Annotated in this window: 20 protein-coding genes and 1 pseudogene; 10 read left to right on the top strand and 11 right to left on the bottom strand. The window is 67.5% G+C overall.

Going from position 1 to position 25,298, the window contains the following annotated elements:
• Positions 1 to 356 precede the first annotated feature (356 nt).
• A complete protein-coding gene (locus A7D17_RS19695; protein WP_011037431.1) occupies positions 357 to 566 on the bottom strand; it encodes a cold-shock protein in 210 nt (69 codons plus the stop codon).
• 268 nt (positions 567 to 834) lie between these two features.
• Here A7D17_RS19695 and A7D17_RS19690 point away from each other — a divergent pair, with 268 nt between their 5' ends.
• The 4 genes from A7D17_RS19690 (at position 835) to A7D17_RS19675 (ending at position 5,397) form a co-directional block, all read left to right on the top strand.
• Positions 835 to 1,317: a YaiI/YqxD family protein gene (locus tag A7D17_RS19690; RefSeq protein ID WP_064510652.1), complete on the top strand. Its 483-nt coding sequence runs from the start codon at positions 835 to 837 to the stop codon at positions 1,315 to 1,317.
• Between the two features lie 56 nt (positions 1,318 to 1,373).
• The gene (locus A7D17_RS19685; protein WP_064510651.1) at positions 1,374 to 1,922 is read left to right on the top strand and encodes a YaeQ family protein; all 549 of its coding nucleotides are present in this window, start codon (positions 1,374 to 1,376) and stop codon (positions 1,920 to 1,922) included.
• Entirely contained in the window at positions 1,919 to 3,100 is a 1,182-nt protein-coding gene (locus A7D17_RS19680) for a BaiN/RdsA family NAD(P)/FAD-dependent oxidoreductase (protein ID WP_064510650.1), read from the top strand. The genes A7D17_RS19685 and A7D17_RS19680 overlap by 4 nt, the downstream gene beginning before the upstream one ends.
• A 227-nt stretch (positions 3,101 to 3,327) precedes the next feature.
• A complete protein-coding gene (locus tag A7D17_RS19675) occupies positions 3,328 to 5,397 on the top strand; it encodes an EAL domain-containing response regulator (RefSeq protein ID WP_064510649.1) in 2,070 nt (689 codons plus the stop codon).
• A 222-nt stretch (positions 5,398 to 5,619) separates the two neighbouring features.
• Here the strand turns inward: A7D17_RS19675 and htpX are convergent, their stop codons facing one another.
• Positions 5,620 to 6,498 carry a protease HtpX gene (gene htpX / locus A7D17_RS19670; RefSeq protein WP_064510758.1) on the bottom strand — a complete coding sequence of 293 codons (879 nt, stop codon included), beginning with the start codon at positions 6,496 to 6,498 and terminating at the stop codon, positions 5,620 to 5,622.
• Positions 6,499 to 6,595: 97 nt separating this feature from the next.
• Here htpX and gluQRS point away from each other — a divergent pair, with 97 nt between their 5' ends.
• The 3 genes from gluQRS (at position 6,596) to phaR (ending at position 9,057) form a co-directional block, all read left to right on the top strand.
• Positions 6,596 to 7,495 (top strand): tRNA glutamyl-Q(34) synthetase GluQRS, encoded by a 900-nt coding sequence (gene gluQRS, locus A7D17_RS19665; protein WP_064510648.1) that lies wholly within the window; start codon positions 6,596 to 6,598, stop codon positions 7,493 to 7,495.
• A gap of 86 nt (positions 7,496 to 7,581) precedes the next feature.
• On the top strand, positions 7,582 to 8,322 hold the full coding sequence (gene phbB / locus A7D17_RS19660; protein WP_064510647.1) for a beta-ketoacyl-ACP reductase: 741 nt from the start codon (positions 7,582 to 7,584) through the stop codon (positions 8,320 to 8,322).
• 159 nt (positions 8,323 to 8,481) lie between these two features.
• Positions 8,482 to 9,057 carry a polyhydroxyalkanoate synthesis repressor PhaR gene (gene phaR / locus A7D17_RS19655; protein ID WP_064510646.1) on the top strand — a complete coding sequence of 192 codons (576 nt, stop codon included), beginning with the start codon at positions 8,482 to 8,484 and terminating at the stop codon, positions 9,055 to 9,057.
• A gap of 43 nt (positions 9,058 to 9,100) precedes the next feature.
• Here phaR and A7D17_RS19650 read toward each other — a convergent pair whose 3' ends face one another.
• The 6 genes from A7D17_RS19650 to A7D17_RS19625 all read right to left on the bottom strand — a co-directional run bounded on the left by A7D17_RS19650 (position 9,101) and on the right by A7D17_RS19625 (position 16,770).
• Positions 9,101 to 10,063, bottom strand: coding sequence for a TraB/GumN family protein (locus A7D17_RS19650; protein ID WP_064510645.1), 963 nt, complete (start codon positions 10,061 to 10,063; stop codon positions 9,101 to 9,103).
• Positions 10,064 to 10,096: 33 nt separating this feature from the next.
• The gene (locus A7D17_RS19645) at positions 10,097 to 11,032 is read right to left on the bottom strand and encodes a DUF1684 domain-containing protein (RefSeq protein ID WP_064510644.1); all 936 of its coding nucleotides are present in this window, start codon (positions 11,030 to 11,032) and stop codon (positions 10,097 to 10,099) included.
• Positions 11,032 to 12,906, bottom strand: coding sequence for a DNA mismatch repair endonuclease MutL (gene mutL / locus A7D17_RS19640; RefSeq protein WP_064510643.1), 1,875 nt, complete (start codon positions 12,904 to 12,906; stop codon positions 11,032 to 11,034). Before mutL ends, A7D17_RS19645 begins: the two co-directional genes overlap by 1 nt.
• A gap of 138 nt (positions 12,907 to 13,044) precedes the next feature.
• Entirely contained in the window at positions 13,045 to 14,715 is a 1,671-nt protein-coding gene (locus A7D17_RS19635; RefSeq protein WP_064510757.1) for an N-acetylmuramoyl-L-alanine amidase, read from the bottom strand.
• A 70-nt stretch (positions 14,716 to 14,785) separates the two neighbouring features.
• Positions 14,786 to 15,286, bottom strand: coding sequence for a tRNA (adenosine(37)-N6)-threonylcarbamoyltransferase complex ATPase subunit type 1 TsaE (gene tsaE / locus A7D17_RS19630; RefSeq protein ID WP_064510642.1), 501 nt, complete (start codon positions 15,284 to 15,286; stop codon positions 14,786 to 14,788).
• Entirely contained in the window at positions 15,283 to 16,770 is a 1,488-nt protein-coding gene (locus A7D17_RS19625; RefSeq protein WP_064510641.1) for a bifunctional ADP-dependent NAD(P)H-hydrate dehydratase/NAD(P)H-hydrate epimerase, read from the bottom strand. The genes tsaE and A7D17_RS19625 overlap by 4 nt, the downstream gene beginning before the upstream one ends.
• Positions 16,771 to 16,794: 24 nt before the next feature.
• On the opposite strand from A7D17_RS19625, the gene queG reads away from it, so the two are divergent.
• Positions 16,795 to 17,862 carry a tRNA epoxyqueuosine(34) reductase QueG gene (queG, locus tag A7D17_RS19620; RefSeq protein WP_064510640.1) on the top strand — a complete coding sequence of 356 codons (1,068 nt, stop codon included), beginning with the start codon at positions 16,795 to 16,797 and terminating at the stop codon, positions 17,860 to 17,862.
• 147 nt (positions 17,863 to 18,009) lie between these two features.
• Entirely contained in the window at positions 18,010 to 19,347 is a 1,338-nt protein-coding gene (xseA, locus tag A7D17_RS19615; protein WP_064510639.1) for an exodeoxyribonuclease VII large subunit, read from the top strand.
• A gap of 393 nt (positions 19,348 to 19,740) precedes the next feature.
• Here the strand turns inward: xseA and A7D17_RS19610 are convergent, their stop codons facing one another.
• Together A7D17_RS19610 and A7D17_RS19605 are read right to left on the bottom strand one after the other, a co-directional pair.
• Positions 19,741 to 20,988, bottom strand: a complete 1,248-nt coding sequence (locus tag A7D17_RS19610) for an AcvB/VirJ family lysyl-phosphatidylglycerol hydrolase (protein ID WP_064510638.1) — start codon at positions 20,986 to 20,988, stop codon at positions 19,741 to 19,743.
• A gap of 468 nt (positions 20,989 to 21,456) precedes the next feature.
• Entirely contained in the window at positions 21,457 to 23,274 is a 1,818-nt protein-coding gene (locus A7D17_RS19605) for an SUMF1/EgtB/PvdO family nonheme iron enzyme (protein ID WP_095522636.1), read from the bottom strand.
• 148 nt (positions 23,275 to 23,422) lie between these two features.
• Here A7D17_RS19605 and rnd point away from each other — a divergent pair, with 148 nt between their 5' ends.
• Positions 23,423 to 24,517 (top strand): ribonuclease D, encoded by a 1,095-nt coding sequence (gene rnd / locus A7D17_RS19600; RefSeq protein ID WP_064510637.1) that lies wholly within the window; start codon positions 23,423 to 23,425, stop codon positions 24,515 to 24,517.
• A 278-nt stretch (positions 24,518 to 24,795) separates the two neighbouring features.
• Here rnd and A7D17_RS19595 read toward each other — a convergent pair.
• Positions 24,796 to 25,041 (bottom strand): annotated as a pseudogene (locus A7D17_RS19595) (DNA polymerase ligase N-terminal domain-containing protein); the annotation flags it as partial.
• Between the last annotated feature and the right edge of the window lie 257 nt (positions 25,042 to 25,298).

Here is a 25,298-nt window from a genome sequence, read left to right as displayed (position 1 = left end):
CTAACCAGCCTCGCGTCGTCGCTGCGCACACACCGAGCACGCACACGCCTTGAACACGTCGCCAGCAGATGCCCGGACGAGCCGGCCCCCCATTGCCCGCCGCTTGTGGCCGGACAAGTTGCTCCGACACAACGCACCATGCCCGGACAAGTGGGCTCCGACACGACGCGCCATGCGCAGAATTGAACACATCGCCCCGCCAAAGACGGCCGTCACCGCCGCAGCGCCTTCGCCAGCGCCTGGAGTGACAAGGCGACACGTGGACGCCGCGCCCACCGAAGCAGATCGACAGGCAATAAAAAACGCCGGGCGCTTGCGCGACCGGCGTTTTTGGCAACCTTACGGTTGCAGACGGATTAGACCGCCTGCACCTGGTCAGCCTGCATGCCCTTCTGGCCCTGCACGGCGACGAAGGAAACCTTCTGGCCTTCCTGCAGCGACTTGAAGCCGGTGCCCTGGATGGCACGGAAGTGCACGAACAGGTCCGGGCCGCTTTCCGGGGTGATGAAGCCGAAGCCCTTGGCATCATTGAACCACTTCACGACACCGTTCTGACGATCTGACATTTTACTAACTCCTGAACTTTTAGATGGATAAATCGCAGCAACCGAAAAACCGGCGCTGAGACTGAGTTGCAGGCGTTGGTAAAGCGGAACGATGGAGCGGGATCGAATGAGATCTAGCTACACCAGGCCACGATTCACGGTGACCCTTGCAAACACAGTGGGTGCACAGTACTCGTGTTTTATGTAAAAAGCGACACCTTCGGACAAAAGTTTTGCTGTCGGGCATGTTCCGACCGCCTGTCAGGCCATTTCCCTCCCGATTTCACAGATGAATACGCCCAACCCGGCAAGCCCGGCGCAGATCTGGGTGGATGCCGACGCCTGCCCTGCCGTCATCCGCGACATCCTGTTCCGCGCCGCCCAGCGCACCGGCATCCCGTTGACCCTGGTGGCCAATCACCACTTGCGCACCCCGGCCCTGGCGCATGTGCGGGCCCTGCAGGTTCCCGGCGGACCCGATGCGGCAGACGACGCCATTGCAGACCGGGTCCAGCCAGGCGACCTGGTGGTGACTCAGGACATTCCACTGGCGGCACGTGCGCTGGAGCGCGGTACGGCAGCAGTCAGCCCGCGTGGCGAGCCCTTTTCTCCGGACACTATTGCCGAAACCCTGTCGGCGCGTGGCTTTCTGGAAGAATTGCGCGGAGCCGGCGTGGTCACGGGCGGGCCACCGGCGCTGCATGCACGCGACCGCCAGGCCTTTGCCGCACAGCTCGACCGCTGGCTGGCACGGCAGCCCGCCCAACGCTAGCGTCCGCGCGCCAACCCGCGGGCGTATCATGGCCGCCCTTTGCACCTGGTTTCCTGATGGCTCTCACCGCCACCGTCCGCAGGGCGGAACTGCAGATCAGCGACATGGATCGCGGCTATTACGCCAACCATTCGCTGACCCTGGCCCAGCACCCTTCCGAAACCGATGAACGGCTGATGGTGCGGCTGCTGGCGTTCGCGCTGTTCGCCGACGACCGGCTGGAATTCGGCCGCGGCCTCAGCAATGACGACGAGCCGGACCTGTGGCGGCGCGACTACACCGGCGACCCCGACCTGTGGATCGACCTCGGCCAGCCCGACGAAAGCCGCGTGCGCAAGGCCTGCAATCGCTCACGCGAGGTGGTGGTCATCGGCTACGGCGGCCAGGCCACCGAAACCTGGTGGAAAAAGCATGCCAACGCCATGGGCAGGCACCGCAACCTGCGCGTGATCGAGCTCGAATCGCAGGCCACCGAGGCGCTGGGCGCGTTGATCCAGCGCGGCATGCGCTTTGACGTGATCATCCAGGACGGCGAAGTGCAGATGCTGGCCGACCATGGCAGCGTCACCCTGACCCCGATGGTGCGGCAAGCTCCGGCCGAATGAACATGCGGTGCGACGTACTGGTCATCGGCGCCGGTGCCGCCGGCCTGATGAGCGCCTTCACCGCCGGCCGCCGCGGCCGCCAGGTGCTGGTGATCGACCATGCCAACAAGGTCGGCAAGAAGATCCTGATGTCCGGCGGCGGGCGCTGCAACTTCACCAACACCGGCACCACGCCGGGCAACTTCATCTCCGCCAACCGGCATTTCTGCAAATCCGCCCTGGCACGCTACAGCCCAGGCGATTTCGTGGAACTGGTCGAACGCCATGGCATTGCGTACCACGAGAAGGAGCTGGGCCAGCTGTTCTGCGACATCTCGTCCAAGCAGATCGTGCGCCTGTTGCTGGACGAGTGCGAGGCGGCCGGGGTGCAGATCCGCACCCAATGCGAGGTGCAATCGGTGCAACGCGGCAGCGATGGGTTCAGCGTGCAGACCAGCACCGGCCGCGTACAGGCGCAATCGCTGATCGTCGCCACCGGCGGGCTGTCGATTCCCAGCATGGGCGCCAGCGGTTTTGGCTATGCGATGGCCCAACAGTTCGGTCACACGCTGCTGCCGACCCGCGCCGGGCTGGTACCGCTCACCTTGAGCGGCAAGCACCAGCAACGCCTGCAGGACCTGTCCGGGCTGGCCTTGCCGGTGGAAGCGCACTGCAACGGCGTCAGTTTCCGCAATTTCATGCTACTGACCCATCGCGGCGTGAGCGGGCCGGCGATCCTGCAGATCTCTTCTTATTGGCAACCGGGCGACGACCTGCGCCTGGACCTGCTACCCGGCCACGATGCGGCAGCCTGGCTGCGCGAGCAGAAGCAGCAACGCGGTGCCACCGAACTGCGCAACGTGCTGGGCGATGTGCTGCCGCGGCGCTTCGCGCAGCGGCTGTGCGAGGTCTGGCTGCCGGACAAGCCGGTGCGGCAGCTGGACCCGCCGCAGGTGCAGAGCGCGGCCGATCTGCTCGGTGCGTTTCCACTGATCGCCAGCGGAACCGAGGGCTACCGCACCGCGGAAGTCACCCTCGGCGGTGTCGATACAAATCAGGTCTCCAGTACGACCATGGAGTCGCGGCTGGTGGCTGGCCTGTACTTCGTCGGCGAGGTGCTGGACGTCACCGGCTGGCTGGGCGGGTACAACTTTCAGTGGGCGTGGGCATCCGGGCATGCCGCCGGAAGCGTGGCGTAAGCGCCACGACGAGGCATGCCGCATCGGCGACCGAGCACAAGATCGGTTCGCCTGGGACGACGACAGAGACGGCAATCGTCCACGCATCGCGCGCCGATCACCCTGCTCAGCGCGGTCACCGGCAGCCTAATCCTTGCGCCACGTCTCACACTGGATGCGGCATGATCCACACACATGGACGTGTCAAACCCCTTCGTGTATTAAAGCCCGTCTCTAGGGAGCCGCGCATGCAAAAAGGCAAAGATCTCACCCTCCGCCTGATGATCGTCGACGACAGCGTGGAGAGTGCCGAGACCATCGTCACCGCGCTGCGCAACGGCGGCATTGCAGTGCGTCCATCGCGGCCGCAGACCCAGGAGGAGCTGGCCAGCATGCTCTCAGGCCAGATCGATCTGGCCATCCAGGGCCAGGCCCAGCAGGTACCGATGAGCGCGCTGCAGGCGCAGATTGCAGGCAGCGGCAAGGACATTCCGGTCATCCTGCTGGCCGAGCGGATCGAAGAGAACGCCATTGTCGAGGCGGCTTCCCATGGCGTGCGTGCCATCGCCTTGCGTCATCGTCCCGAGCATCTGCTGGCGCTGGTGCGCTCGGAGTGGGCCGACCTGCAGGCACGCCGTGGCCTGCGCCGTATCGAAGCGCAGATGCGCGAGACCGAGCGCCGCTGCGATGCGTTGATCGCTTCCTCGCGCGACCCCATCGCCTACGTGCACGAAGGCATGCATATCCGCGCCAATGAGGCGTATCTGGAAATGTTCGGCTTCGAGTCGTTCGACGATGTCGAGGGCGTCTCGCTGCTGGACATGATCGCCGCGCAATACGTCGACGATTTCAAGCAGCTGCTGAAGGCGATGGCCAAGGGCGAGCCGCCGCCGGCGCAGTACAAGGTCGACGCACGCCGACTGGAAGGCGACACCTTCCCGGCGACGATGGAATTTGCCACCGCCACCTACGAAGGCGAGCCCTGCATCCAGGTGGTGTTCCGCCGCCGCGAGGAATTCGACCCGGAACTGGCGCGCGAGGTCGAAGACCTGCGCCAGCGCGACCAGGTCACCGGCCTGCTCAACCGCCCCACCTTCATGGTGGCGCTGGAACAGGCGGTGGCACAGGCCGGCCGTAGCGAAGGCCAGTCCGGCTTCCTGCTGATCGAGCCCGACCACTACACGCGCATCCTCCCCGAGATTGGACTGGACTCGGCCGATGCCCTGATCGCCGCGATGGCCGCACATGTGGCCGGCGTGGTAAATGAGAGCGTGGTGGCCGCACGCTTCGGCGAGCACAGTTTCGCACTGTTGATGGACGGCAACTACGCGCGCACCCATGCCACGGCCGAAGCCGTGCGCGATGCGTTTGCGCAACATGTCTTCAGTGTCGGCGCGCGCTCGGCCACGGTGACCGTGAGCATCGGCGGGGTGCAGATCGGCGAAAAGATCGCCAGCATCGGCCAGGTGCTCAATCGCGGCACCGAGGCGGTGCGCACCACCGCCGAGCTGGGCGGCAATGCGGTCAGCATCTACGACCCGGCGGCCTCGGACCGGGCCGAGGAAGAACGCATCGCGCGCTGGGTCGAACAATTGCGCGAAGCGCTGGTGGGCGACGGCTTCCTGCTGCACTACCAACCAGTGCTCAACCTGCAGGGCGAGCCATTGGAGCTGTACCAGGCCTTTCTGCGGCTGGAGCGCAACGGGGAGATGATGTCGCCGAACGCCTTCATGGCGATCGCCGAAGAACACGACCTGATCACCGAGATCGACCGCTGGGTGGTGGCGCGCGCGATCCGTCAGCTCGGCGAGCGGCAGCGTGCGGGCCACAAGACGCACCTGCTGGTGCGCATCGGGCCCAACTCGTTCTCCGATCCGCAGATGATCGACACGATCCGCGAGCAGTTGGCGGTATACGGCGTGCCGGGTGAACGGCTGTGGTTGCAGACCCCGGAATCGAAGGTGTTCACGCATCTGCGCAATGCCCAGCAATTTCTGGCGGCGGTATCGGCGATGGGTTGCAAGGTCGGGCTGGAACAATTCGGCTCGGGGCTGGACTCGTTCCAGCTGCTCGCACACTTCCAGCCGGCCTTCCTCAAGCTGGACCGCGGCATCACCGGCGAAGTCGCCTCGGCCCGCGAAAGCCAGGAGAAGATTCGCGAAATCACCTCGCGCGCGCAGCCGGCCGGTATCTTGACGGTGGCCGAGTTTGTTGCCGATGCGCAGTCGATGAGCAGCTTCTTCAGCGCGGGCGTGGACTATGTGCAAGGCGATTTCGTTGCGCCCACCGGGCCGTTGATGAACTACGAGTTCGGCTGAGGCAACCGAAAGCCGGTAACGCAGGAAACAAAAAACCCGCGCCTTGCGGGTTTTTTGTTTCCTTCAAGCCGATACGCTGTCGATGGGCTTGCGACCAGACGATGCAGCAGGCGGCTATTGCGTTGAGCGTGGGTGGCGCGCCCATGTGGCCGTTGCACCAATGATCGATACTGACCCCGGCGGCGCCTACCGCATCACACGCAGCCGCGATCTCGGGAACCGTTACAGTGCCGTGCCATTGGCCGCACGCAGCGCCGCAATGCGCTCGGTCAACGGCGGATGGCTCAGGAACAGACGACGCAACCCGTCGCCGACCGCGCCGGAGATACCGAAGGCCCGCACCTGCGAAGGCAAGGTGCTTTGCCCGTGATTGAGCGACAGGCGTTCCAGGGCAGAGATCATCTTGCCGCGGCCGGCCAGTTGTGCGCCACCGGCATCGGCGCGGAACTCGCGGCGACGCGAGAACCACATTGCGATCATGGTGGCGAACATCCCCAGCACCATCTCCAGCGCGAACACGATGATGTAGTAAGCGAAACCGCGGCCGCCCTCACGGTTGCCCGACAAGGCGCTGTCGATCACACCGCCAACCACGCGCGCCAGCACAATCACGAAGGTGTTCAGCACGCCCTGCAGCAGGGCCATGGTCACCATGTCGCCATTGGCCACGTGGGCGATCTCATGGCCGAGCACGGCTTCGGCTTCGTCCTGGCTCATGTTCTGCAGCAGGCCGGTCGAGACGGCGACCAGCGCGTTGTTGCGATTGGCCCCGGTGGCGAAGGCATTGATCTCCGGTGCGTTGTAGATCGCCACTTCCGGCATGCCGATGCCGGCGGCCTGGGCCTGACGCCGTACCGTCTCGACCAGCCAGCGCTCGGTCGGCGTGCGCGGCTCGGTGATCACCTGGGCGCCGGTGCTGCGCTTGGCCATGAACTTGGACAGCAACAGCGAGATCAAGGACCCACCAAAACCGAAGATGGCGCCCATCACCAGCAAACCGCTCATCTGCGCAGAATTGACGCCCAACACCGACATCACGACGCTGGCGAGCATCAACACTGCCAGGTTGGTCGCAAGGAACAGGAAAATGCGGTTGAACATGACGCGCGGGCTCCACTCGGATGGGATGAACTGCTGTGGATCTGCGGACATCACCGCTTGAAATCAAGCGCACACCTGACCGACGATTCAGCCGTCCATGCCCTCACCTTCCTACCGCGGCCGCTTCGCGCCCTCCCCGACCGGCCCGCTGCACTTCGGCTCGCTGCTGGCCGCCTTCGGCAGCTGGCTGCTCGCCCGCCATGCCGGTGGGCAGTGGTGCGTGCGCATCGAAGACATCGATCCCCCACGCGCCGAAGCGGGTGCGTCCGAGCGCCAATTGCGCACCCTGGCCGCCTTTGGCCTGATGTCGGACCTGCCGGTGATCCGGCAATCCGATCGCGACGTGCATTACACCGCCGCACTCACCACGCTGCTGGACGCCGGGCTGGCGTTCGAATGCAGCTGCAGCCGCGCCGATCTGGCCGGCATGGGCGGCATCCACCACGCCTGTGTCGCCCCCCTGGGCGCACGCCGCGCGGTACGTCTGCGGGTGCCGCCGCAGCAGCCGGTCGGCTTCGACGACGCGTTGCGGGGGCATGTGGTGCAGGACGTCCATGCGGAGGTGGGCGATGTGGTGCTGCGCCGGGCAGACGGCTACTGGGCCTACCAGCTTGCCGTGGTCGTGGACGATGCGGCGCAGGCGGTTACCGATGTGGTGCGCGGCGCCGACCTGCTCGATTCCACCCCGCGCCAGTTGGTGCTGCAGCGCGCCCTGGGGCTGCCGCAGCCGCGCTATCTGCACCTGCCGCTGATCCTGGATGCCGAGGGCCGCAAGCTGTCCAAGTCGCATGCTGCCCCCGCGCTGGACGATGCCGACCCGCTGCCGGCCCTGCGCGCCGCCTGGCAGGCGCTGGGACAGCCGCCTGCTGCACTGCCGCGGCACGGTGGCGTGGACACGCTGCTGCAGCAGGCCATGCAGCATTTTTCGCCGGATCTGCTGCCGGCAACACCCACGCTCGACCTGTCCATGCGCGCATCGCCCCCGCTGCGTGACTAGAATTGCGGCCCAGCACCGGCATCCGGGCGCGGCGCCTGCGCCACGGCCCTGATCGCCTCCAGTCTTACCTGCTCATTGGAGTCGTCATGACATCTCGCGTCGCATTGGTCACCGGCGGCACCGGCGGTATCGGTACCGCCATCTGCAAGCGCCTGGCCGATCAGGGCCATCGGGTCGCCAGCAATTTCCGCAACGAGGAAAAGGCCCGCGACTGGCAGCAGCGCATGCAGGCGCAAGGCTACGCGGTGGCCTTGTTCCGCGGCGATGTGGCCTCGTCCGAGCATGCGCGCGCCTTGGTGGAAGACGTCGAAGCGGCGCTGGGGCCGATCGAGGTCCTGGTCAACAACGCCGGCATCACCCGCGATACCACTTTCCACCGTATGACCGCCGAACAGTGGCACGACGTCATCAACACCAACCTCAACTCGGTGTTCAACGTCACCCGCCCGGTGATCGAGGGCATGCGCAAGCGCGGTTGGGGCCGGGTGATCCAGATCAGCTCCATCAACGGACTCAAGGGCCAGTACGGCCAGGCCAATTACGCCGCGGCCAAGGCCGGCATGCACGGCTTCACCATTTCGCTGGCACGCGAGAACGCGGCCTTCGGGGTCACCGTCAACACGGTCTCGCCCGGTTACGTCGCCACCGACATGGTGATGGCGGTGCCGGAGGAAGTGCGCGCCAAGATCGTGGCCGACATCCCCACCGGCCGGCTGGGCCGCCCGGAAGAGATCGCCTATGCCGTGGCGTTTCTGGTCGCGGAAGAGGCCGCCTGGATCACCGGCTCCAATCTGGACATCAACGGCGGCCACCACATGGGCTGGTAACGTTTGCTGCAACTTTGCGGTGCAGCATGGATTTGACCCAAAAACCATGCTGCGCAACATTTTTAATGTGTCCGCTTAAGCAAATAAGGCGGTTTGGCTGTTGCAACCGCTGCTGCGCTGCGCCATCCTGCGCGCACTATCAGTGTGAGTGAACGTTCCATGGCCGGACTTCGCATCATCAAAAAGTATCCCAATCGCCGTCTCTATGACACCGAGATTTCCAGTTACATCACGATTGAAGACGTACGCCAGCTGATCATCGATGGCGAAGAGTTCGAAGTCCGCGACGCCAAGAGTGGCGAAGATCTGAGCCGCGCGGTCCTGCTGCAGATCATCGCCGACCAGGAACAGGACGGCGAACCCATGCTCTCCACCCAGCTGCTCAGCCAGATCATCCGCTTCTACGGGGATTCGCTGCAGGGCTTCATGGGCAACTACCTGGAGCGCAGCATGCAGGTGTTCCTGGACCAGCAGCAGCAATTCCGCCAACAGATGGGCAACCTGCTCGGGCAGACCCCGTGGGCGATGATGAACCAGCTGACCGAGCGCAACCTGGAGCTGTGGCAGGAATTCCAGCGCAACTTTGGCGCCGGTTTCGGCCGTCCGGGTGGCCCTGGCACGCCGCCGAGCCCGCCTGGCGCAGGCAGCATGGGCAGCGGCCCGATGGGCACCGGCACACATGGCGCCTCGGGCAACCACACCGGCACCACGGGCAAGGCCCGCAACCGCGGGTGATCGACGGTTGCGCGTGGAGCCCGACGGCTCTACGCGCAAACCGTCAGCGGCCGGCCTGGGCAACGCAGGCCGAGCAGATCCGCTCCACGTGGTAGCCGCGGGCGCGCAAGCGCTCCACCACGCCATCATTGCCCAGCAGGTGCAAGGCGCCGACCACCACCAGCGTGGTTCCGCTGCCTTTGCCCAATTGCTTCTCCAACCGCGGCACCCAACGCGCATTGCGCTCGACGTTGATGTCCTGATACAGCGCCGGATACTGCCTGCGCATGTCCTCGGCCATCTGCGTGGTCAGCGTCTGCACGTCGCCGTTGCGCCAGGCCGCATGCAGCTGGCGCAGCTGGTCGGTGGTATCGGCTTCGTCCAGCGCTTCTTCCAGCAACTGGTGCTGCTCGGTGGGGGTCATGCCGTCGAGCAGGGTGAGCTGTTCCTCGGCGCGTTCCAGCCCGTCGGCCGGCTTGCCGCGGGACTGCGCCTGCTGCATCAGGTAATGGTCCAGGCCCGCGTTCGGGTCCATGCCCTGGCGTGCCATCTCGGCCAGGCTGATCGACAGCGCCACGAACCACGGCTTGAGCGACTGCAGCGCCTCGAGCGACATGCCGTGCTTGCGCGCATAGGCACTGAGTGCCTGCCAGGTCCTGGCATCCAGCGTGTCCTGCAGGGTGCGCCCGTCAGCACGCCGCGCCACCTGCAGCATGCGCCCGGCCAGCTCCGGCGATTGCGCATCGGCCGGCGGCAGCTCGAACACCAGGCGCTCGGCCTTGGCGAATGCCTGCATCACGTCCGGCGACAGCGGGTAGTCGCTGGGCTTGAGCACATGGAACGAGCCCAGCAAGTAGAGCGTGCCGCCCTTGCCGTCGACCTTCCACAGCAATGGTACCGGCGGGCCGGCAGGCGCATCGGCAGTCCCGCGCGCCCAGCCCGAGGCAGCTACCCCGCTCCATAGCGCCAGCACCAGCAGTGCCCCGCCCCACCAGCCAGCGAACCGCGCACGTCCACGCATCGTCATCGAAATTCCTGTCACCGCGTCCTCTTCGCCACGTCAGTGCGGCACCTTGTAGGTCTTCTCGCCCGCCGTGACCGCCAGATCGATGCGGTTTTCCGGTGGCGGCAATGGGCAGGTGGCAAATGGCGTGAACGCGCACGGCGGGTTGTAGGCGCGATTGAAATCCACCACCACGTGCCCGGAGGCGTCAGGCACCTCCAGGTCCAGGAAGCGCCCGGCCGGATAGCTGCCGTGCCCACTGGTGCGATCGGCGAATACCACGAAGCCCGGGCGACCAGGCTCGCCGATCGTCTCCAGGCGATAGCTCTTGCCGTCGCGTTCGAACTCGATCGCGCCGGCATTGGCCTGCTCGCTGGTGATGCCGACGATGTCAACGATCGGCAGGGTCTTGCCAACATCGTTGGGCACGTAACGCGCGCTGATGCGCCAGGACGGATCCACCGGCCAATGATCCAATCCGGTGAATGCGGTGCGCGATGGTGCATCGGCATGCTTGACCCGCAGCGCATAACGGTCGCCGCGATGAATGAGGCTGAGCACGCCCTTGCCGTCGTCGAACCGGATCAGGGTGGGCTGCGGATCGCGATCGGACTGGAAGCGGATCCTGCCGGTCAGCGGCTTGCCATCGACGGTGAGCGCGGCGCCGCGCTCGGGCACGAACCACACCGTCGTGCCCTCGGTCGACACCATGCCCATCTTCGGCGGCCCGACCGCCAGCCTGATGCCGCTGTCGGCACTGCGGCCGATGTAATGCGCCTTCAGCGTCAGCCAGTGCAGGCCGACCAGGCTGGTCCAGCCATCGGGTGCACGCAGTTCTTCCAGGCGGCTTTCGCGCCAGGCTGCGGTGTCGGCCAGAAAGGCCTTGTCCAGCACCACCGGCGCAGCCGCCGGCGGCGCGTCGCGGCCGCAACCGGCCAGCGTTGCCAGCGCCAGCATGACCACCCACCAGCTTCTCCCCCTGTGCACCGCCATTACCGCCCCCTGAGAAACCAACGATCGATTTCGCCCAGCGTAAACCGCGCCCAGGTGGGACGGCCATGGTTGCATTGGCCCGAGCGCTCGGTGGCTTCCATGTCGCGCAGCAAGGCATTCATTTCCGGCACGGTGAGGCGGCGATTCGCACGCACCGCGCCGTGGCAGGCCATGGTCGACAGCAGCTCGTCGCGGGCACTGGCGATGCGGCGGCTCTGGCCATGCTCGCGCAGATCGCCCAGCACGTCGCGCAGCAAGGCCTCCGGCTCGGCATTGGCCAGCAACGCGGGAATGCTGCGCACATGCAGCGATTGCGGGCCGGCGCGGGTGATGTCGAAGCCCAGGCTGGCCAGGGTGTCGGCTTCGCGCTCGGCGGTATCGGCCTCGCGCTCGCCCACTGCCAGCGTCATCGGCACCAGCAGCGGCTGCGCATGCAGGCCGATGCTGTCATGGGCGTTCTTCAGGCGTTCGTAGCCGATGCGTTCGTGTGCGGCGTGCATGTCCACCACGATCAGGCCTTCGGCGTTCTCGGCCAGGATGTAGATGCCGTGCAGCTGCGCCACGGCGTAGCCAAGCGGAGGCACACCGCTGTCTGCAGCAGTGGGCGGCAGACCGGTGCCGGAAACCACCGGCACATCGCTCGACGCCTGCGCGGCGCTGCCGGGCGGTGCGTACAGCGCACCATAGGCCGCGCGAGCCTCATCCACGCGCAGGCCGAGCGGTGTCTGCGACGGACGCCAGTTGGCATAGCCTGCCGAGCCACCGCCACTCCCCGCAGTGGGTCCATCACTGGCGCCACCACCACCGAAGTTCCCAGGCGCACCCGGCGCAGCCAGGGCGGCACCCGCGGCATCGCTGCCGAGACTGCCGGGCATGGCACCGGCGCGGGTCTGCGCCAGCGCGTCCTGCAAGGTGCGATAGACGAAATCGTGGATCAGTCGCGCCTCGCGAAAGCGCACCTCGTGCTTGGCCGGATGCACATTGACGTCCACCCGCGCCGGGTCCAGTTCCAGGAACAAGACGTAGGCCGGCTGACGGCCATGGAACAGCACATCGCCATAAGCCATCTTGACCGCATGCGCCACGCTACGGTCGCGCACCGAGCGGCCGTTGACGTAGAGATATTGCTGGTCGGTGCTGGCACGCGAGTAATGCGGTTGCGCCACCCAGCCGTGCAGGCGCAGGCCGGCGCCGCTGTGATCCACCCGCAAGGCCTGGCGCGCGAAATCCTCGCCCAGCGTTTCGCCCAGGCGCGCATCCGAATACAGATCGCCCGGCTTGTATCGGCGCGAAGGCTTGCCATTGTGCGAAACGCGCAATTCCACGTCCGGCCGCGCCAGCGCCAACGAGCGCAGCCATTCTTCGATATGTCCAAGCTCGGTGCGTTCGGCGCGCAGGAACTTGCGTCGCGCCGGCACGTTGAAGAACAGCTCGCGCACTTCCACCGTGGTGCCGGGCGCGTGCACATGCGGTGTCACCTCGCCCAGGCGCCCGCCTTCGATCTGCAGCGCAGAGCCATGGTCGGCATCGTGACGGCGCGAGATCAGGGTGAAGCGGCTGACCGAGGCGATCGACGGCAGCGCTTCGCCGCGGAATCCCAGCGTGGCGACGGTTTCCAGATCATCCAGCGAGGCGATCTTGCTGGTGGCATGCCGCGACACCGCCAGCGGCAGCTCGTCCGGGGTGATGCCGCCGCCATTGTCGCGGATGCGGATCAGCCGCACGCCGCCCTCTTCCAGATCGATGTCCACGCGGGTGGCGCCGGCATCGAGCGCGTTTTCGACCAGTTCCTTGACCACCGAGGCAGGCCGCTCGACGACCTCGCCGGCAGCGATCTGGTTGATCAGGATCTCGGGCAACTGACGGATCGCCATCAGCGCGCACTCCGGCGCAGGACGCGCGGCATGCAGAACATCGGGGGTGACACGGACAAGACAAACCTCGGCACGGCAACCCGGCGGCGCACAGGCGCCGACATCTCGGGAATCAGTGCCGAATGATAGCCGAGCGTGTCAGCGGCTGCCGCCGGCCACGGTGCCCGCCGCGGCATCTGCCTCGGCCTGCGCACGTGCCGCAAACAAGGTGCCCGGCGGCGGCTGGCGGGTGAAGAAGGTATCGATGCCATCCAGCACGGCAGCAGCGATCTTGCGCTGGTAAGCCGGATCGATCAGGCGACGCTCTTCGTCCGGATTGGAAATGAAGGCCGTTTCCACCAGCATGGCCGGCATGTCCGAGGTGCGCAGCACCGCGAAGTTGGCGCGCTCCAGCTGCGGCTTGTGGTTATTGCCGATGCGCTTGAGGCCACCCAGCACATGGCCGGCCGCGTCTTCGGACGCCTTCATGTGGCCGCTTTGCGCAAGATCCAGCAACACGTTGGCCAGGGTGCTTTCGGTCTGCTGCAGGCGCACGCCGCCGACCAGATCGGCGGCATTTTCCTTGTCGGCCAGCCAGCGCGCGCGTTGCGAAGAGGCGCCCTTGGTCGAAAGCACATAGACGGACGAGCCGGTGGCGCTGCGGTTTTCCGCCGCGTCGGCATGGATCGAGATGAAGATGTCGGCCTTGGCGGCACGCGCTTTCTGCGCGCGCATCGGCAAGGGAATGAACACGTCGGTATCGCGCGTCAGATAGGCCTTCATGCCTGGCGTGGCGTTGATCTGGCGCGCCAGCTCACGGCCCACGGCCAGGGTGACGTCCTTTTCGCGCTTGCCGGTGGGGCCCATCGCACCCGGATCCTGGCCGCCATGACCGGGATCGATGGCAACGATCAACGGCCGCATGCCGGGCGCCATCTTGACCCGCGACGCTTCGCTGGGCAGCACGGGACGCGGGGGCGCATCGTCATCGGCACTGGCAACGGCTGCGGCTGGCGCGGACATGCCCGCGGCTGCAGCTCCCGTCGGTGCGCTTGCACCATTGAGAATGGCGGCAGCAGTCGCGCCGCCGGCTTGACCGCCGGTGCCCGCGGCACGCGCAGGGCCAGCGGCAGGTGCCACCGCAGCAGCAGTGCCCGGACGCGGCGTCGGCACACCGGTAGCAATCGTCGTGGGCACCGCAGCCGGTGTCACGGTCGGCATGGCCGATGCAGGAACGGCAACAGCAACCGGAGTAGCAGCAGGCGGTGGAACAGGTGTGGGTGCTGGCGGCGGAGCGGAGACCGCGCGTTGCGCCGACGCAGCCAGTGCTGCGGTGGCGCGCGCAGCTTCTGCCTGTGCATTGAGCGGGCGTGGGGGCGGCAGCGCGCTTGCAGTGCCGGTCGCAGCAACTACAGTTGCGGCTACCGGGGTCGGATCGCCCGGCCACTCGATCACCAGCGTCGAAGCGCTGCCCAGGGTCTGCATCTGCGGCTTCAACGCGGTGACCGGGCTCGCGAGTTCGAACACCACGCGGAACGTGCCCGGCACCGGCTGACCCGTGCGCACCGACGTCACCAGGCCAGTGGCGGCCGGCAGTTTGAGGCCACGCGCTGCCGCCGAATCCGGGAAGTCCACCACCAGCCGGTTCGGGTTGGCCAGCGACAAGGTCTTGAAGCCACCGCTACCGGCGAGCTGGATCTCGGCCCGCGTGCCGGTGGCGCCGGTGGTCACGCCAACGTCCTTGATTTCGCCGGCCCAGGCAGCAAAAACCGCCAGGCTGAGGCTGGCGGTCAGGACGGAAAGGCAAACTTGGCGGATCCCCGGTGTCATGGCGCTGGATTCAATCATCCACGCATGTGAATTGCAAGGTGATTTCCCTTAATAATCCGTAACCTGGCGTTCATTCTTCCTGTTCGCCGGCAAAAAGGGGCTGCAACTCGACGTGACTGGCCAGCGCCTGCAGCCAGTCGCGTCCGGTTGTGCTACGGCCGATCAGGCGCACACGACGTCCGTCGCCGTCTACCGCCAGTTCCACATCCAGATCCACCGGTGGCAACGCGCCTGCACCGCGCTCGGGCCATTCGATCAACCACAGGCTGGCGCTGCCCTCGTCCAGGCCGAGGAAATCCAGTTCGCCCGCGCTGCCGATACGGTACAGGTCCAGATGCCAGGCTTCGTCGCCGGTCGCCAGTGGATAGCGCTCGATCAGGGTGTAGGTGGGACTGCGGATCGGGCCGCTGACGCCGAGCGCGCGCAGCAAGGCGCGCGCCAGGGTGGATTTGCCGGCGCCCAGGTCGCCATGCAGCTGTACCACCGCAGTGGCGGGCCGCACCGCCGCCAGTGCACGGCCCAGGGTTTCGGTGGCGTCGGCGTCGATCAGGTGGGCGTCGAGCGGGGTCATGGACGGGTTCCGGAGTTGGCAAGGCGGCGCAGCGACGGCAACAGGTCGGTCGGCAACAGCCCGCGCTCGCCCTCGCAGGCGGCCGCATCGCCGGCGCAGCCATGCAGCAAGGCGCCCAGGCTGGCGGCATCGAAGGGCGACCACCCCTGCCCCAGCAAGGCAGCAACCACACCGGTCAGCAGATCGCCCATGCCACCGACTGCCATGCCGGGGTTGCCGGCGTCGATGATGCGCGGCACTGCGTGCGGCGCAGCCACCACGCTGCCGGCGCCCTTGAGCACCACCACTGCGTCGTAGCGCTGCGCCAGCGCGGCGGCCGCAGCCAGGCGGTCGTGCTGGATGTCCCCGGTCGATACCCCGAGCAGGCGCCCGGCCTCGCCAGGATGCGGGGTGAGCACGCGCGGGCCACGCGCAGGAAGCGGATTGCCGGCCAGCAGGTTCAACGCATCGGCATCAATGACCAGCGCTGTGTCGGTCGCCAGCGCGGCCTGCCACAACGCCTGCGCCCAGGCGTCCTGGCCCAGCCCTGGCCCAAGCGCGATCACATCGGCGGCCTCGGCAAGGGCGGCGACTTCGTCGCCAGCCTGCACTGCGCGTGCCATCGCCTCGGGGCAGCGCGCCAGCAGCGGCGCGACATGCTCGGCCCGCGTGGCCACCTGCACCAGCCCGGCACCGCTACGCAGCGCCGCCTCGGCGGTCAACAGGATGGCGCCACCACTGCCGAGATTTCCGCCAATGCACAGCACCCGCCCGGACTCGCCCTTGTGGGTGTTGCGCCGCCGTGGGCGTAACTGCGCAGCCAGTGCATCGCTCTCCCAGCAGTGCGCGGCAGGCGCCAGCCCGTCGAATGCAGAGGGCGGCACGTCCAGCGATGCGATGCCGCGCTCGCCGCAATACTCCAGCGCATCGCCGGTATGCAGGCCGACGTGCGGCACGATGAATTGCAGGGTGGCCTCCGCACGCACGGCGGTGCCGAAAGCCATGCCGTGATCGGCATCGATGCCGCTGGGCACATCCAGCGCCAGGACCGGACGACCGGCCGCATTGATGGCCTCGATCAGCGCGGTGGTCGGCGTCTCCGATGCCCGATTCAGGCCGATCCCGAACAGCGCATCGACGATCACGTCGGCCTGCGCCAGTGGATACGGAAACAGTTCGATGGCGCCGCCCACCGCCAGGTAGTCGGTGCAGGCGCGCTGTGCCAGGACCGATCCAGGCCCGTGTCCGGGTAGATGCACCACCCGCACCTGGCGTCCGGCCCGCTGCGCCAGCCGCGCCAGCACATAGCCATCGCCAGCATTGTTGCCGGTGCCGCACACCACCACGATGCCGCGCGCCTGCGGCCAGCGTTCCAGCAGCCACTGCCAGGCGGCCTGGCCGGCGCGTTGCATCAGCGTGTAGCCATCGCCACCGAGCAGCGTGGTGGCCCGCGCATCGAGCGTGCGCGCGGCAGCGGTATCGTAAAGAGCAAGCGGTGCGTACATGCCGGGAATTCTATACTTGTCGCCATGTCCGCCGTCCTCGCCCGCCCCGACCCCACCGATGCTGCCGCGCGCATCCGCGTGCTTGCGCGCGAAGCGGGCTTTCAACGCTGTGGCATCACCGGGATCGAACTGGGCGAAGACGAAGCGCATCTGCGCAGCTGGCTGGCAGAAGGCCTGTACGGCACGATGCACTGGATGGCCCAGCACGGCGACAAGCGCTCGCGCCCGCAGGAGCTGGTACCGGGCACCTTGCGGGTGTTGTCGGTGGGCATGGATTACGGCCGCAAGGACGACACCGAAGCCTGGAACACCTTGCACGACGGCACCCGTGCCTATGTGGCGCGCTACGCCCTGGGACGCGACTACCACAAGCTGATGCGCAACCGGCTGCAGAAGCTGGCCGAGCGCATCCAGGGCGAGATCGGCACCTTTGGTTACCGCGTGTTTGTGGATTCCGCGCCGGTGCTGGAGCGTGCGCTGGCGCGCAACGCCGGGCTGGGCTGGATCGGCAAACACACCTGCCTGATCGATCGCAACGGCGGCTCGTGGTTTTTCCTGGGCGAGATCTATCTGGACCTGCCGCTGCCGATCGACACCCCGGCCACCGCGCACTGCGGCACCTGCACGCGCTGCATCGACATCTGCCCCACCCAGGCCATCATCGCCCCCTATCGCCTGGATGCGCGCCGCTGCATCGCCTATCTCACCATCGAACACGATGGTGCCATTCCCGAAGACATGCGCAAGCCGATCGGCAACCGCATCTTCGGTTGCGACGACTGCCAGCTGATCTGCCCCTGGAACAAGTTCGCCAAGCGCACCGATGAAGCCGACTTCCGCGCCCGCAACGACCTGGATGTGGCCACGCTGCCACAGCTGTTCGCCTGGAACGAGGCCGAGTTCCTGCAGCGTACCGAAGGCAGCCCGCTCCGCCGCAGTGGACACGAGCGCTGGTTGCGCAACATCGCCGTCGGCCTGGGCAATGCACCGGGCACGCCGGAGGTACTGGCGTCGCTGGAAGCACGCCGGCACGATGCCTCCGAACTGGTGCGCGAACACGTGGGCTGGGCGCTGGCGCAACACGGCCTGTAAGCCGCCTGCCTCCGGTTGAGCGGGCTGCGCTCCAGCGCCGGTGGCGGCCACGTCGTCACGCGCACCAGGCCATCGTTGCAGCCAGGGCGTCATGGCGTCCCCTCCGCCGATCACCCAGGATCTGCGCCGCTGCGGGATAATGCGGCGATGGCCGAACGCACCCAACAGATCCTCACCCCCAGCCAGCTCAACACGCTGGCACGCGACCTGCTCGAGGGCAGCTTCCCGCTGGTCTGGGTGGAAGCCGAACTGAGCAGCGTCACCCGTCCGTCGTCGGGGCATCTGTACTTCACGCTCAAGGATGCGCGCGCGCAGATCCGCTGCGCGATGTTCAAACCCAAGAGCACCTGGTTGAAATTTCAGCCCCGCGAAGGCCTGCGCGTGCTCGCACGCGGCCGTTTGACCCTGTACGAAGCGCGCGGCGACTACCAGCTGGTGCTCGACCACATGGAAGAAGCCGGCGAAGGCGCGCTGCGCCGCGCCTTCGACGCGTTGCGTGCGCGGCTGGCTGCCGAAGGCCTGTTCGATGCCGAGCGCAAGCGAGCCCTGCCCGCACACGTGCGCCGGTTGGCAGTGATCACCTCGCCCAGCGGTGCAGCGGTGCGCGACGTACTCAGCGTGCTGGCACGGCGTTTCCCGTTGCTGGAAGTGGACCTGTTGCCGTCGCTGGTACAGGGCGAGAGCGCCGCGGCGCAGATCACTACGCTGCTTCAACGCGCCGATGCCTCAGCGCGCTACGACGTCATCCTGATCACCCGCGGCGGCGGCTCGCTGGAAGACCTGTGGGCCTTCAACGACGAAGCGCTGGCGCGTGCGATCGCCGCCGCACAGACGCCGGTGGTGTCGGCAGTGGGGCACGAGACCGACTTCAGCCTCAGCGACTTCGTCGCCGACGTGCGTGCACCCACGCCTTCGGTGGCGGCCGAACTGCTGGTGCCCGACCAGCGCGAACTGCTGGCGCGGGTCCATCGCGCACGCACGCGCCTTGCCCAGCTGCAGCAGCATGCCTTGGGCAACGCGATGCAGCGGGCCGACCGGCTGGCCTTGCGGTTGCGTGCGCATCGCCCGCAGGCGCGACTGCACCTGCTGCAACGCCGCCAGGAAGACGCCGCACGCCGCCTGCACGGGCGCATGACCCAGCTGCTGGAACGCCTGCAGGCACGCCTGCAGCGCGGGCAGGCGCGGTTGCAGGCGCACACGCCGCAGCGCAATCTGGCCAGCCTGCAGCAGCGGTTGCGCGCCCTGCATCCGCAAGCCGCCATGCAACGGCGTCTGCAGCACGATCACTTAAGGTTGCGCAGCGTGGTGCGCTCGCTGGAAGCGGTGAGCCCGCTGGCCACCGTCGCACGCGGCTATGCCATCGTGACGCGCCCGGCAGACGGACAGGTGATCCGCAGCGCTGCCGAGGTAGCCCCGGGCGAGCGCCTGCGTGCACAGCTGGCCGACGGCAGCATCGATGTGCGCGTAGAGCCCGGCGACGACTGAGCGGCTGACAACACGAGCAGGCGTCAGGTTGGGTATGGACGGCGTGCTCAGAACCAGAGCGGATGCGTGGCACCTGCCGATTCGGAGCGGCGGCCACGCCCGCCTGACGGCCGCGCGACCATTTGACAGTTACCCGGCGTGGCGTGAAGACGCAGGATCTACCGCATCTGCGATAGGCCGCATCTCCGCCGCGCTCCCGCTGCGTCCGAACAGAGGCGGCTCCCGGACGGTTGCGCGACCGCCGGGCAGGCGCAGACGCTGCACTGAATTTTCCTGGACCGTTCGTGCGCTGCGCGTTCCGATTCCCGCGTCGTCATCGCCACCGACCCGAAGACTGCCCGCCACGTCTTTCCAGCCATGCTCATGGCGTGCCTGCAACGCGTCGCCTCCGACTCAGCCCCGCGCAGGCAGCTGCGCGGCATGCTGCCAGCCCTGCATCAGCAGGTTGGTCAGTACCACCGGGTCGTGATCGAAGTGATGACCACCCGGCCGCGAAACTACCTCCACGCCGCGTTCGCGCAGTTCGGGGCACAAGGTGTCCTTTTCTTCGGTGCCATAGATGCATTGCACACGCTGCAGGTTAAACGCCTGCAGTGCGGGCTCCACATCGCGCTCGGCATCGTTGTGCCAGCCCAGCCAGCCACCGACGCGCACCTTGAAATCGGCCTGGTGGCCAAGACCGAGCAGGCTGACGAATTGCACCGAGGCGCGCTGCTGTGGCGATAGATCCGGATAGGCGAACGGCAGCACGTCGGCCCCGAACGAATAGCCGACCAGCGCCACATGCTGGATATGCCAGCGCTGCCGATAGGCGGCGATAACCCGGTCCAGATCCGCGCCGATCTGCTGTGGCGTGCGGCTGGCCCAGAAATAGCGCAGGCTGTTCCAGCCGACCACCGACACGCCCTGTTGCTGCAACTGCGCGGCAATGCCCTTGTCCAGTTCGCGCCAGCCGCCATCACCGGACAGCATCACCACCAGGCGGTCGCTACCCGGCGCATGCAGTTCAACCAGCGGCAGATCGCCCAGGCCGTGTGCCTGCGCGGCCTGGAAATGGCCGCGCGTGGCAGCGGCGATCTGCATCGGGCTGGCGCCGTCCACCAGATCGTCCAGGAACCCCTGATTGGTATCGGGCACGTCGCGCGAGCACGCCAGCCCCGCGTCGGTACTGCCGGCATCGGCCACCACCGCGCCGCCGAGCACATCTGGCGCCGCCGAGGCCAGCGCCTGCCGCGCCAGCACCGCACCATCGCCCTGCCCCACCAGCACCGGCGGCAGGAAGGCATCCACATGCTCGGCACGCAGCAATTTCTTTCCCAGCCGTTCGGCGTCGTCGGCCAGCGAGCTGCAGGCGGCGTGATGCGAGCGCACGCGCTCGCGATAGCTGGCGGTATCGACCACCGCGACCAGCGCGCCATCGTTGCTCAGCATGTCGGCCAGTTGTTGCGTTTGCTCGGGGTGGCCGCTGTTGGGCAGCACTATCACCATCGCCTTGGGCGTGCCCTCGGGGCGGATGATCTCCACCGAACGGTAATGGCCGGCGGTGTTGCCGTCCTGCAGGTGCCGCGCCACGGCGTAGCCGCTACCGCCGATCAGCAGGATCGCCATGACCCAACGAAACAGTGTGATCCCCGTGCCCATCGCGGCAGTCCTTCAGAAGCGCTGGCGCTTCGACCACGCGGGAGCAGGCAGGTTCCAGAGGTCTCCACAGTGTGTTCACTGCGGTTAAGCCAGCCGGCGCGGCACCGATGGCAAGGCGGTCCCTGCCGCTGGTGGATCGGAGCGCCAGCGTGCCGTCTACCACCGTGGAAATCGCAGCGCCGCGGCACCGGGCAACCGGCAAACATCGGCCTGGGGCGGGTGCGCAGCATCGCAACTGCGGGTGCTGCAAGCGATGGGAGTATCAACACGCCCAGCCACGTCGCGCCGGTCCCAGTATCAAGCCGGGATGCGCTGCTGCCGCCTACATCTGTTCGTACCAGTGGCACGGGTCAACAAGCGCCAGCAGTTCGATGGCAGGGCGCAAAACTGCGGCTGCGCTAGCCGGACCTCCCCGGCTGATCCGCCGGCCACGCGGCATCCTGAAGACGGCTGACAGCAGAGCTGCTGCTAGATCCCGCGTGCCACCCGGAAGCCGATGCGTGCGCTGGTGGTGTCCGAGTCCTGCGACTGCCGCCAAGCCGCGCGCGTCTGCTGCGGCGAGTTGGCCCAGCTGCCACCGCGGATCATGCGCTGCCGGCAACCCGGGTTGAACCAGGCCGCGCCATCGCCCGGTGCGCGGCGATAGCTGGCGTGCCAGCAATCGGCCACCCACTCGCTCAGGTTGCCGCCCATGTCGTGCAGGCCCCAGGCGTTGGCGCGGAAGCTTCCGACCGGCGCCGGGCCCCAGAAGCCGTCGCCGTAGCCGACGAAGCCGTTGTTCCAGTGCCGGCCGCTGCGCGAGACATCGTTGCCGCCGGTGAAGTTGCCGGCATCGCGCGGCGGCGAGCCGGCATTGCCCCAGGGATACCGCCCGGTGGTGCCGGCACGCACCGCGTACTCGAATTCGGCTTCGCTGGGCACGTGGTAATGGCGGCCGGTCTGTTCCGACAGCCAGGCCGCATACGCTTCGGCGTCGCGGATGCTGACATGCATCACCGGGCTGTTGGGCGCGGCCTGCGCACCGTTGTAGTCGGACTGCCAGTCCACGCCGCTGCGGCGGATGAAGTTGCCGCTGCGCTCGTCGTACACCACCGAATGGCCGCGCCGGGTGGCGCGCGGACGCGCGCCGGTGGCTTCGACGAACTGACGGAACTCGGCCACCGTCACCTCGGTGATCGACAGTGCAAAACCGCGCGCAAAGCGCACGTAATGCGCCGGCCGCTCATTGTCGGACGCGCCCGGTTCGGCGTCGCCCGCGCCCATCTGGAGGGCGCCATGCGGCACCACGATCATCTGCGGGCCACGCCCGCCAAGCTTGAGCCCGTCGGTGAACACCTGCCCGGGGCGGAAGCTGCCGTAGTGGGTCGCCAGCTCCAGGCGGCGGCGCAGGTCGCCGGCCATCGCGTCGCCCGGGTCGGCGATGCGCAGCACCTCGGCCAGGGTTTGGCCAGCAGCCTTGAGCCCGCGCGGAGAGGTCAGGTCGTGCAGCCCGGCATCGTGCAGGGCGGCGATCTGCGCGCGGCGCAGGCGTTCGACCCGTGCGCGCGCATCGGCGATGGTGGGCGCGCGCTCGCGTACCTGCGCGGCCATCTGCAGCCAGTACCGGGCACCGATGAAGTCGCTGGCCTCGCCCGCGCGCTCGGCGCGCTCCAGCAGCCCGCTCTCCACCGCCGCCAGCCCCTGGCGGGTGCGCGGATTGTCCGGGTCCAGCTGCGCGGCATCGCGGAAGTTCGCCAGCGCGCCATTGCCGTCTTCGCCCAGCCGGCCCGCGCGTAAGTCGTCCTCGCCGGCGCGATTGAAGGCGAGCACGCGCTGGGCGGTTTCCACCTCGCGCTGCAGGGCACGCACCTTCGGATCCTGCGGCGCCAGCGCCATGCCGACGCTGGCCAGTTCACGCGCCTGGTGCAGCGCATCGTGCTGGCGATCGCTTTGGGCGATCAACGCATGGCCGCGCTCGATCAACCGTGCGCGTGCCCGTTCCAGACCACGCCGGCTGGCCGCATCCTTGCCGCCGGCACGTTGTTCGATCGCCAGATACAAGGGAATCGCATCGTCTGCGTCGCGATACAGGCGGTCGTCCTGCAGCGCCTGCTCGGCGCGCTTGCGTGCCTGCGGCAGCGGCTCCTCACCCAGGTCCACCACCGGCGGCTGCCACTGCACGACGGTCTCGGCCGATTCTTCGCCGCCGATCGACACGTTCGGCGTCGCGGGCTGCGCGGTCGCCGCTGGCGCGCGCGCAGCGGCCGGTGCAGGTGTCGGTGCGGGAGCACGCGAACAGCCGCACATGCTGAGCGCGACCAATGCCCACGCTGCGATCCGCTTGCCACACTTGCCCACCACCTGCTCCTTCCAGTGCTCTGCCGCACGACAGGCGATCGCGACGTTAGGCTATTCTGCGCGTTCTGCGCAAACCCTTGCTGTCGACGGAAATCACGTGCCCCATTGGATCACCCACCCCTCCGAGCTGAGCGAACGCCTGCAGGCATCGCGTCCTTCGCGCATCGGCCTGGATACCGAATTCATTCGCGAACGCACCTACTGGCCGCAGCTGGCGCTGGTGCAGATGGCCATCGGCGAGGAGATCCTGCTGATCGATCCGCTGATCCCGGGCATGAACGAAGCGCTCAGCGCGTGGTTGACCGCCACCGACATCATCAAGGTGATGCACAGCGCCAGCGAAGACCTGGTCACCTTCAAGTGCGCCTGCGGCGTGTTGCCGCGCCCGCTGTTCGATACCCAGATCGCCGCGGCGCTGGCCGGTGTGGGCGGTGGCATGGGCTACCAGAAGCTGGTGCAGGAAATCACCGGCACGCTGTTGACCAAGGGCGAAACGCGTTCGGACTGGATGCGGCGCCCGCTGTCGCCAGCGCAACTGGAGTACGCCGCCGACGATGTGCGTTACCTGTTTGCGATCCACGATGCGCTCACGCGCCGTCTCACCGAACAGAACCGCCTGGACTGGCTGGACGAAGATGCCGAGCGCCTGCTCGCCACGGTCGAGCACGATGACGGCGAGCGCTGGCCGCATGTGAGCCTGCGCACCGCACAGTTCCTGGAGCCGGCGGCGCAACGCCGGCTGCTGCGCTTGCTGCGCTGGCGCGATCTGCAGGCACGCCAGAGCGACCGCCCGCGTAGCTGGATCCTGGACAACGAGCTGGCCAGCCAGCTGGCACGCTTTCCGCCGGCCGACCTGGACGCGCTGCTGCAGCAGTTCGACAAGTTTCCCAAGGCGCCGCGCAAGCTGGCCAATGCGGTATGGGACGCGCTCAACACGCCGCTGCCCGACGAAGACCACGCGCCGCTGGCGCAGGCCGCCACCGATGGCAACAAGGCGGTGCTCAAGCGGCTGCAGGAAGCGGTGGCACAACGCAGCCGCGAACTCGGCCTGCCAGACGGCCTGCTGGCCTCACGCCGGCACCTGGAAAGTTTGATCGAGCAGCACGGCTGGCCGGCCGCGTTGGGGCAGTGGCGTCGTGCGCTGCTGGAAGCGCAGTTGCTGCCGTTGCTGGACGACGGCGCAGGCAACTAAGAGCGGGTGAACAACACGACTGCGCAGCCACCAGGTGTGCGCGGCCGCTGCTTGGTGTGGCATTGACCACTCCTGCAATTCGGTGCCGAGTGCACGATTTACGCCCACCTGACAGCGACTCGCCATTCTGTTCGCCGCTCCAAGCCGGCCACGCAAACAGAAGCCCGCAGCGATGCGGGCTTCTGTTATGTGCCGATCATCTCCCAGGGCTAGACGCGCCAGGAAAGCAGCAACTACCGCCTGGATACGCTGTGGATCTCACCCTCGAAACCGGCCTAGTCCACCGGGTGATCCTCCGCCTCCACTGCCATGCGCTTGACCTTGGGGTCGTCACTCGGCCCCTCGGGCACCGCCCAGCTCTTCAACGCATCGCCAACCTGCAGGCGAAAGTCGTAGTGCCGGCGGCTGGCCCGGTGCAGCTGCACCCCGAAGATCGCGCGCCGGCCGGCCGGCAGGGCCTTGCCCGGCTCCGGCTTGCGGGTCTTGTCGAAGCGGCGCTTGCGGCGGTAGTCGCTCAGGCTCATCGGCCGACGCCAGGCGCAGCGATGACGCGCGGCGCGATTCCGTCCGCAGCGGGACGCGCCCGCCTATCTGTGTCCATGACCATTGCGGAGTGCGCACGTTGCCTGCCAGCCATGTCGGCCCGCCGGGCAGCAGCACCGACAGCAGCGCAACCGGGGTCTGCGCGCCTGCGGCCGCGCGGATCGCCACGCATCGCACACTTGCCTCTATTCATGGTCGGGTTCGCCGGCATGGGCGTGTAAGCTGGGCATGCACGCAG

The organism is Xanthomonas floridensis (assembly GCF_001642575.1).
GTDB lineage: Bacteria > Pseudomonadota > Gammaproteobacteria > Xanthomonadales > Xanthomonadaceae > Xanthomonas > Xanthomonas floridensis.
Note: the sequence above shows the minus strand (reverse complement) of the source record. Positions and strands in the feature narration are given on the sequence as shown.

Excerpts from the sequence above, each read along its gene's own strand:
- A7D17_RS19695 (WP_011037431.1), bottom strand. The coding sequence starts at position 566 with ATGTCAGATCGTCAGAACGGTGTCGTGAAGTGGTTCAATGATGCCAAG.
- A7D17_RS19690 (WP_064510652.1), top strand. The coding sequence starts at position 835 with ATGAATACGCCCAACCCGGCAAGCCCGGCGCAGATCTGGGTGGATGCC.
- A7D17_RS19685 (WP_064510651.1), top strand. The coding sequence starts at position 1,374 with ATGGCTCTCACCGCCACCGTCCGCAGGGCGGAACTGCAGATCAGCGAC.
- A7D17_RS19680 (WP_064510650.1), top strand. The coding sequence starts at position 1,919 with ATGAACATGCGGTGCGACGTACTGGTCATCGGCGCCGGTGCCGCCGGC.
- A7D17_RS19675 (WP_064510649.1), top strand. The coding sequence starts at position 3,328 with ATGCAAAAAGGCAAAGATCTCACCCTCCGCCTGATGATCGTCGACGAC.
- htpX (WP_064510758.1), bottom strand. The coding sequence starts at position 6,498 with ATGTTCAACCGCATTTTCCTGTTCCTTGCGACCAACCTGGCAGTGTTG.
- gluQRS (WP_064510648.1), top strand. The coding sequence starts at position 6,596 with ATGCCCTCACCTTCCTACCGCGGCCGCTTCGCGCCCTCCCCGACCGGC.
- phbB (WP_064510647.1), top strand. The coding sequence starts at position 7,582 with ATGACATCTCGCGTCGCATTGGTCACCGGCGGCACCGGCGGTATCGGT.
- phaR (WP_064510646.1), top strand. The coding sequence starts at position 8,482 with ATGGCCGGACTTCGCATCATCAAAAAGTATCCCAATCGCCGTCTCTAT.
- A7D17_RS19650 (WP_064510645.1), bottom strand. The coding sequence starts at position 10,063 with ATGACGATGCGTGGACGTGCGCGGTTCGCTGGCTGGTGGGGCGGGGCA.
- A7D17_RS19645 (WP_064510644.1), bottom strand. The coding sequence starts at position 11,032 with ATGGCGGTGCACAGGGGGAGAAGCTGGTGGGTGGTCATGCTGGCGCTG.
- mutL (WP_064510643.1), bottom strand. The coding sequence starts at position 12,906 with ATGGCGATCCGTCAGTTGCCCGAGATCCTGATCAACCAGATCGCTGCC.
- A7D17_RS19635 (WP_064510757.1), bottom strand. The coding sequence starts at position 14,715 with ATGACACCGGGGATCCGCCAAGTTTGCCTTTCCGTCCTGACCGCCAGC.
- tsaE (WP_064510642.1), bottom strand. The coding sequence starts at position 15,286 with ATGACCCCGCTCGACGCCCACCTGATCGACGCCGACGCCACCGAAACC.
- A7D17_RS19625 (WP_064510641.1), bottom strand. The coding sequence starts at position 16,770 with ATGTACGCACCGCTTGCTCTTTACGATACCGCTGCCGCGCGCACGCTC.
- queG (WP_064510640.1), top strand. The coding sequence starts at position 16,795 with ATGTCCGCCGTCCTCGCCCGCCCCGACCCCACCGATGCTGCCGCGCGC.
- xseA (WP_064510639.1), top strand. The coding sequence starts at position 18,010 with ATGGCCGAACGCACCCAACAGATCCTCACCCCCAGCCAGCTCAACACG.
- A7D17_RS19610 (WP_064510638.1), bottom strand. The coding sequence starts at position 20,988 with ATGGGCACGGGGATCACACTGTTTCGTTGGGTCATGGCGATCCTGCTG.
- A7D17_RS19605 (WP_095522636.1), bottom strand. The coding sequence starts at position 23,274 with ATGTGCGGCTGTTCGCGTGCTCCCGCACCGACACCTGCACCGGCCGCT.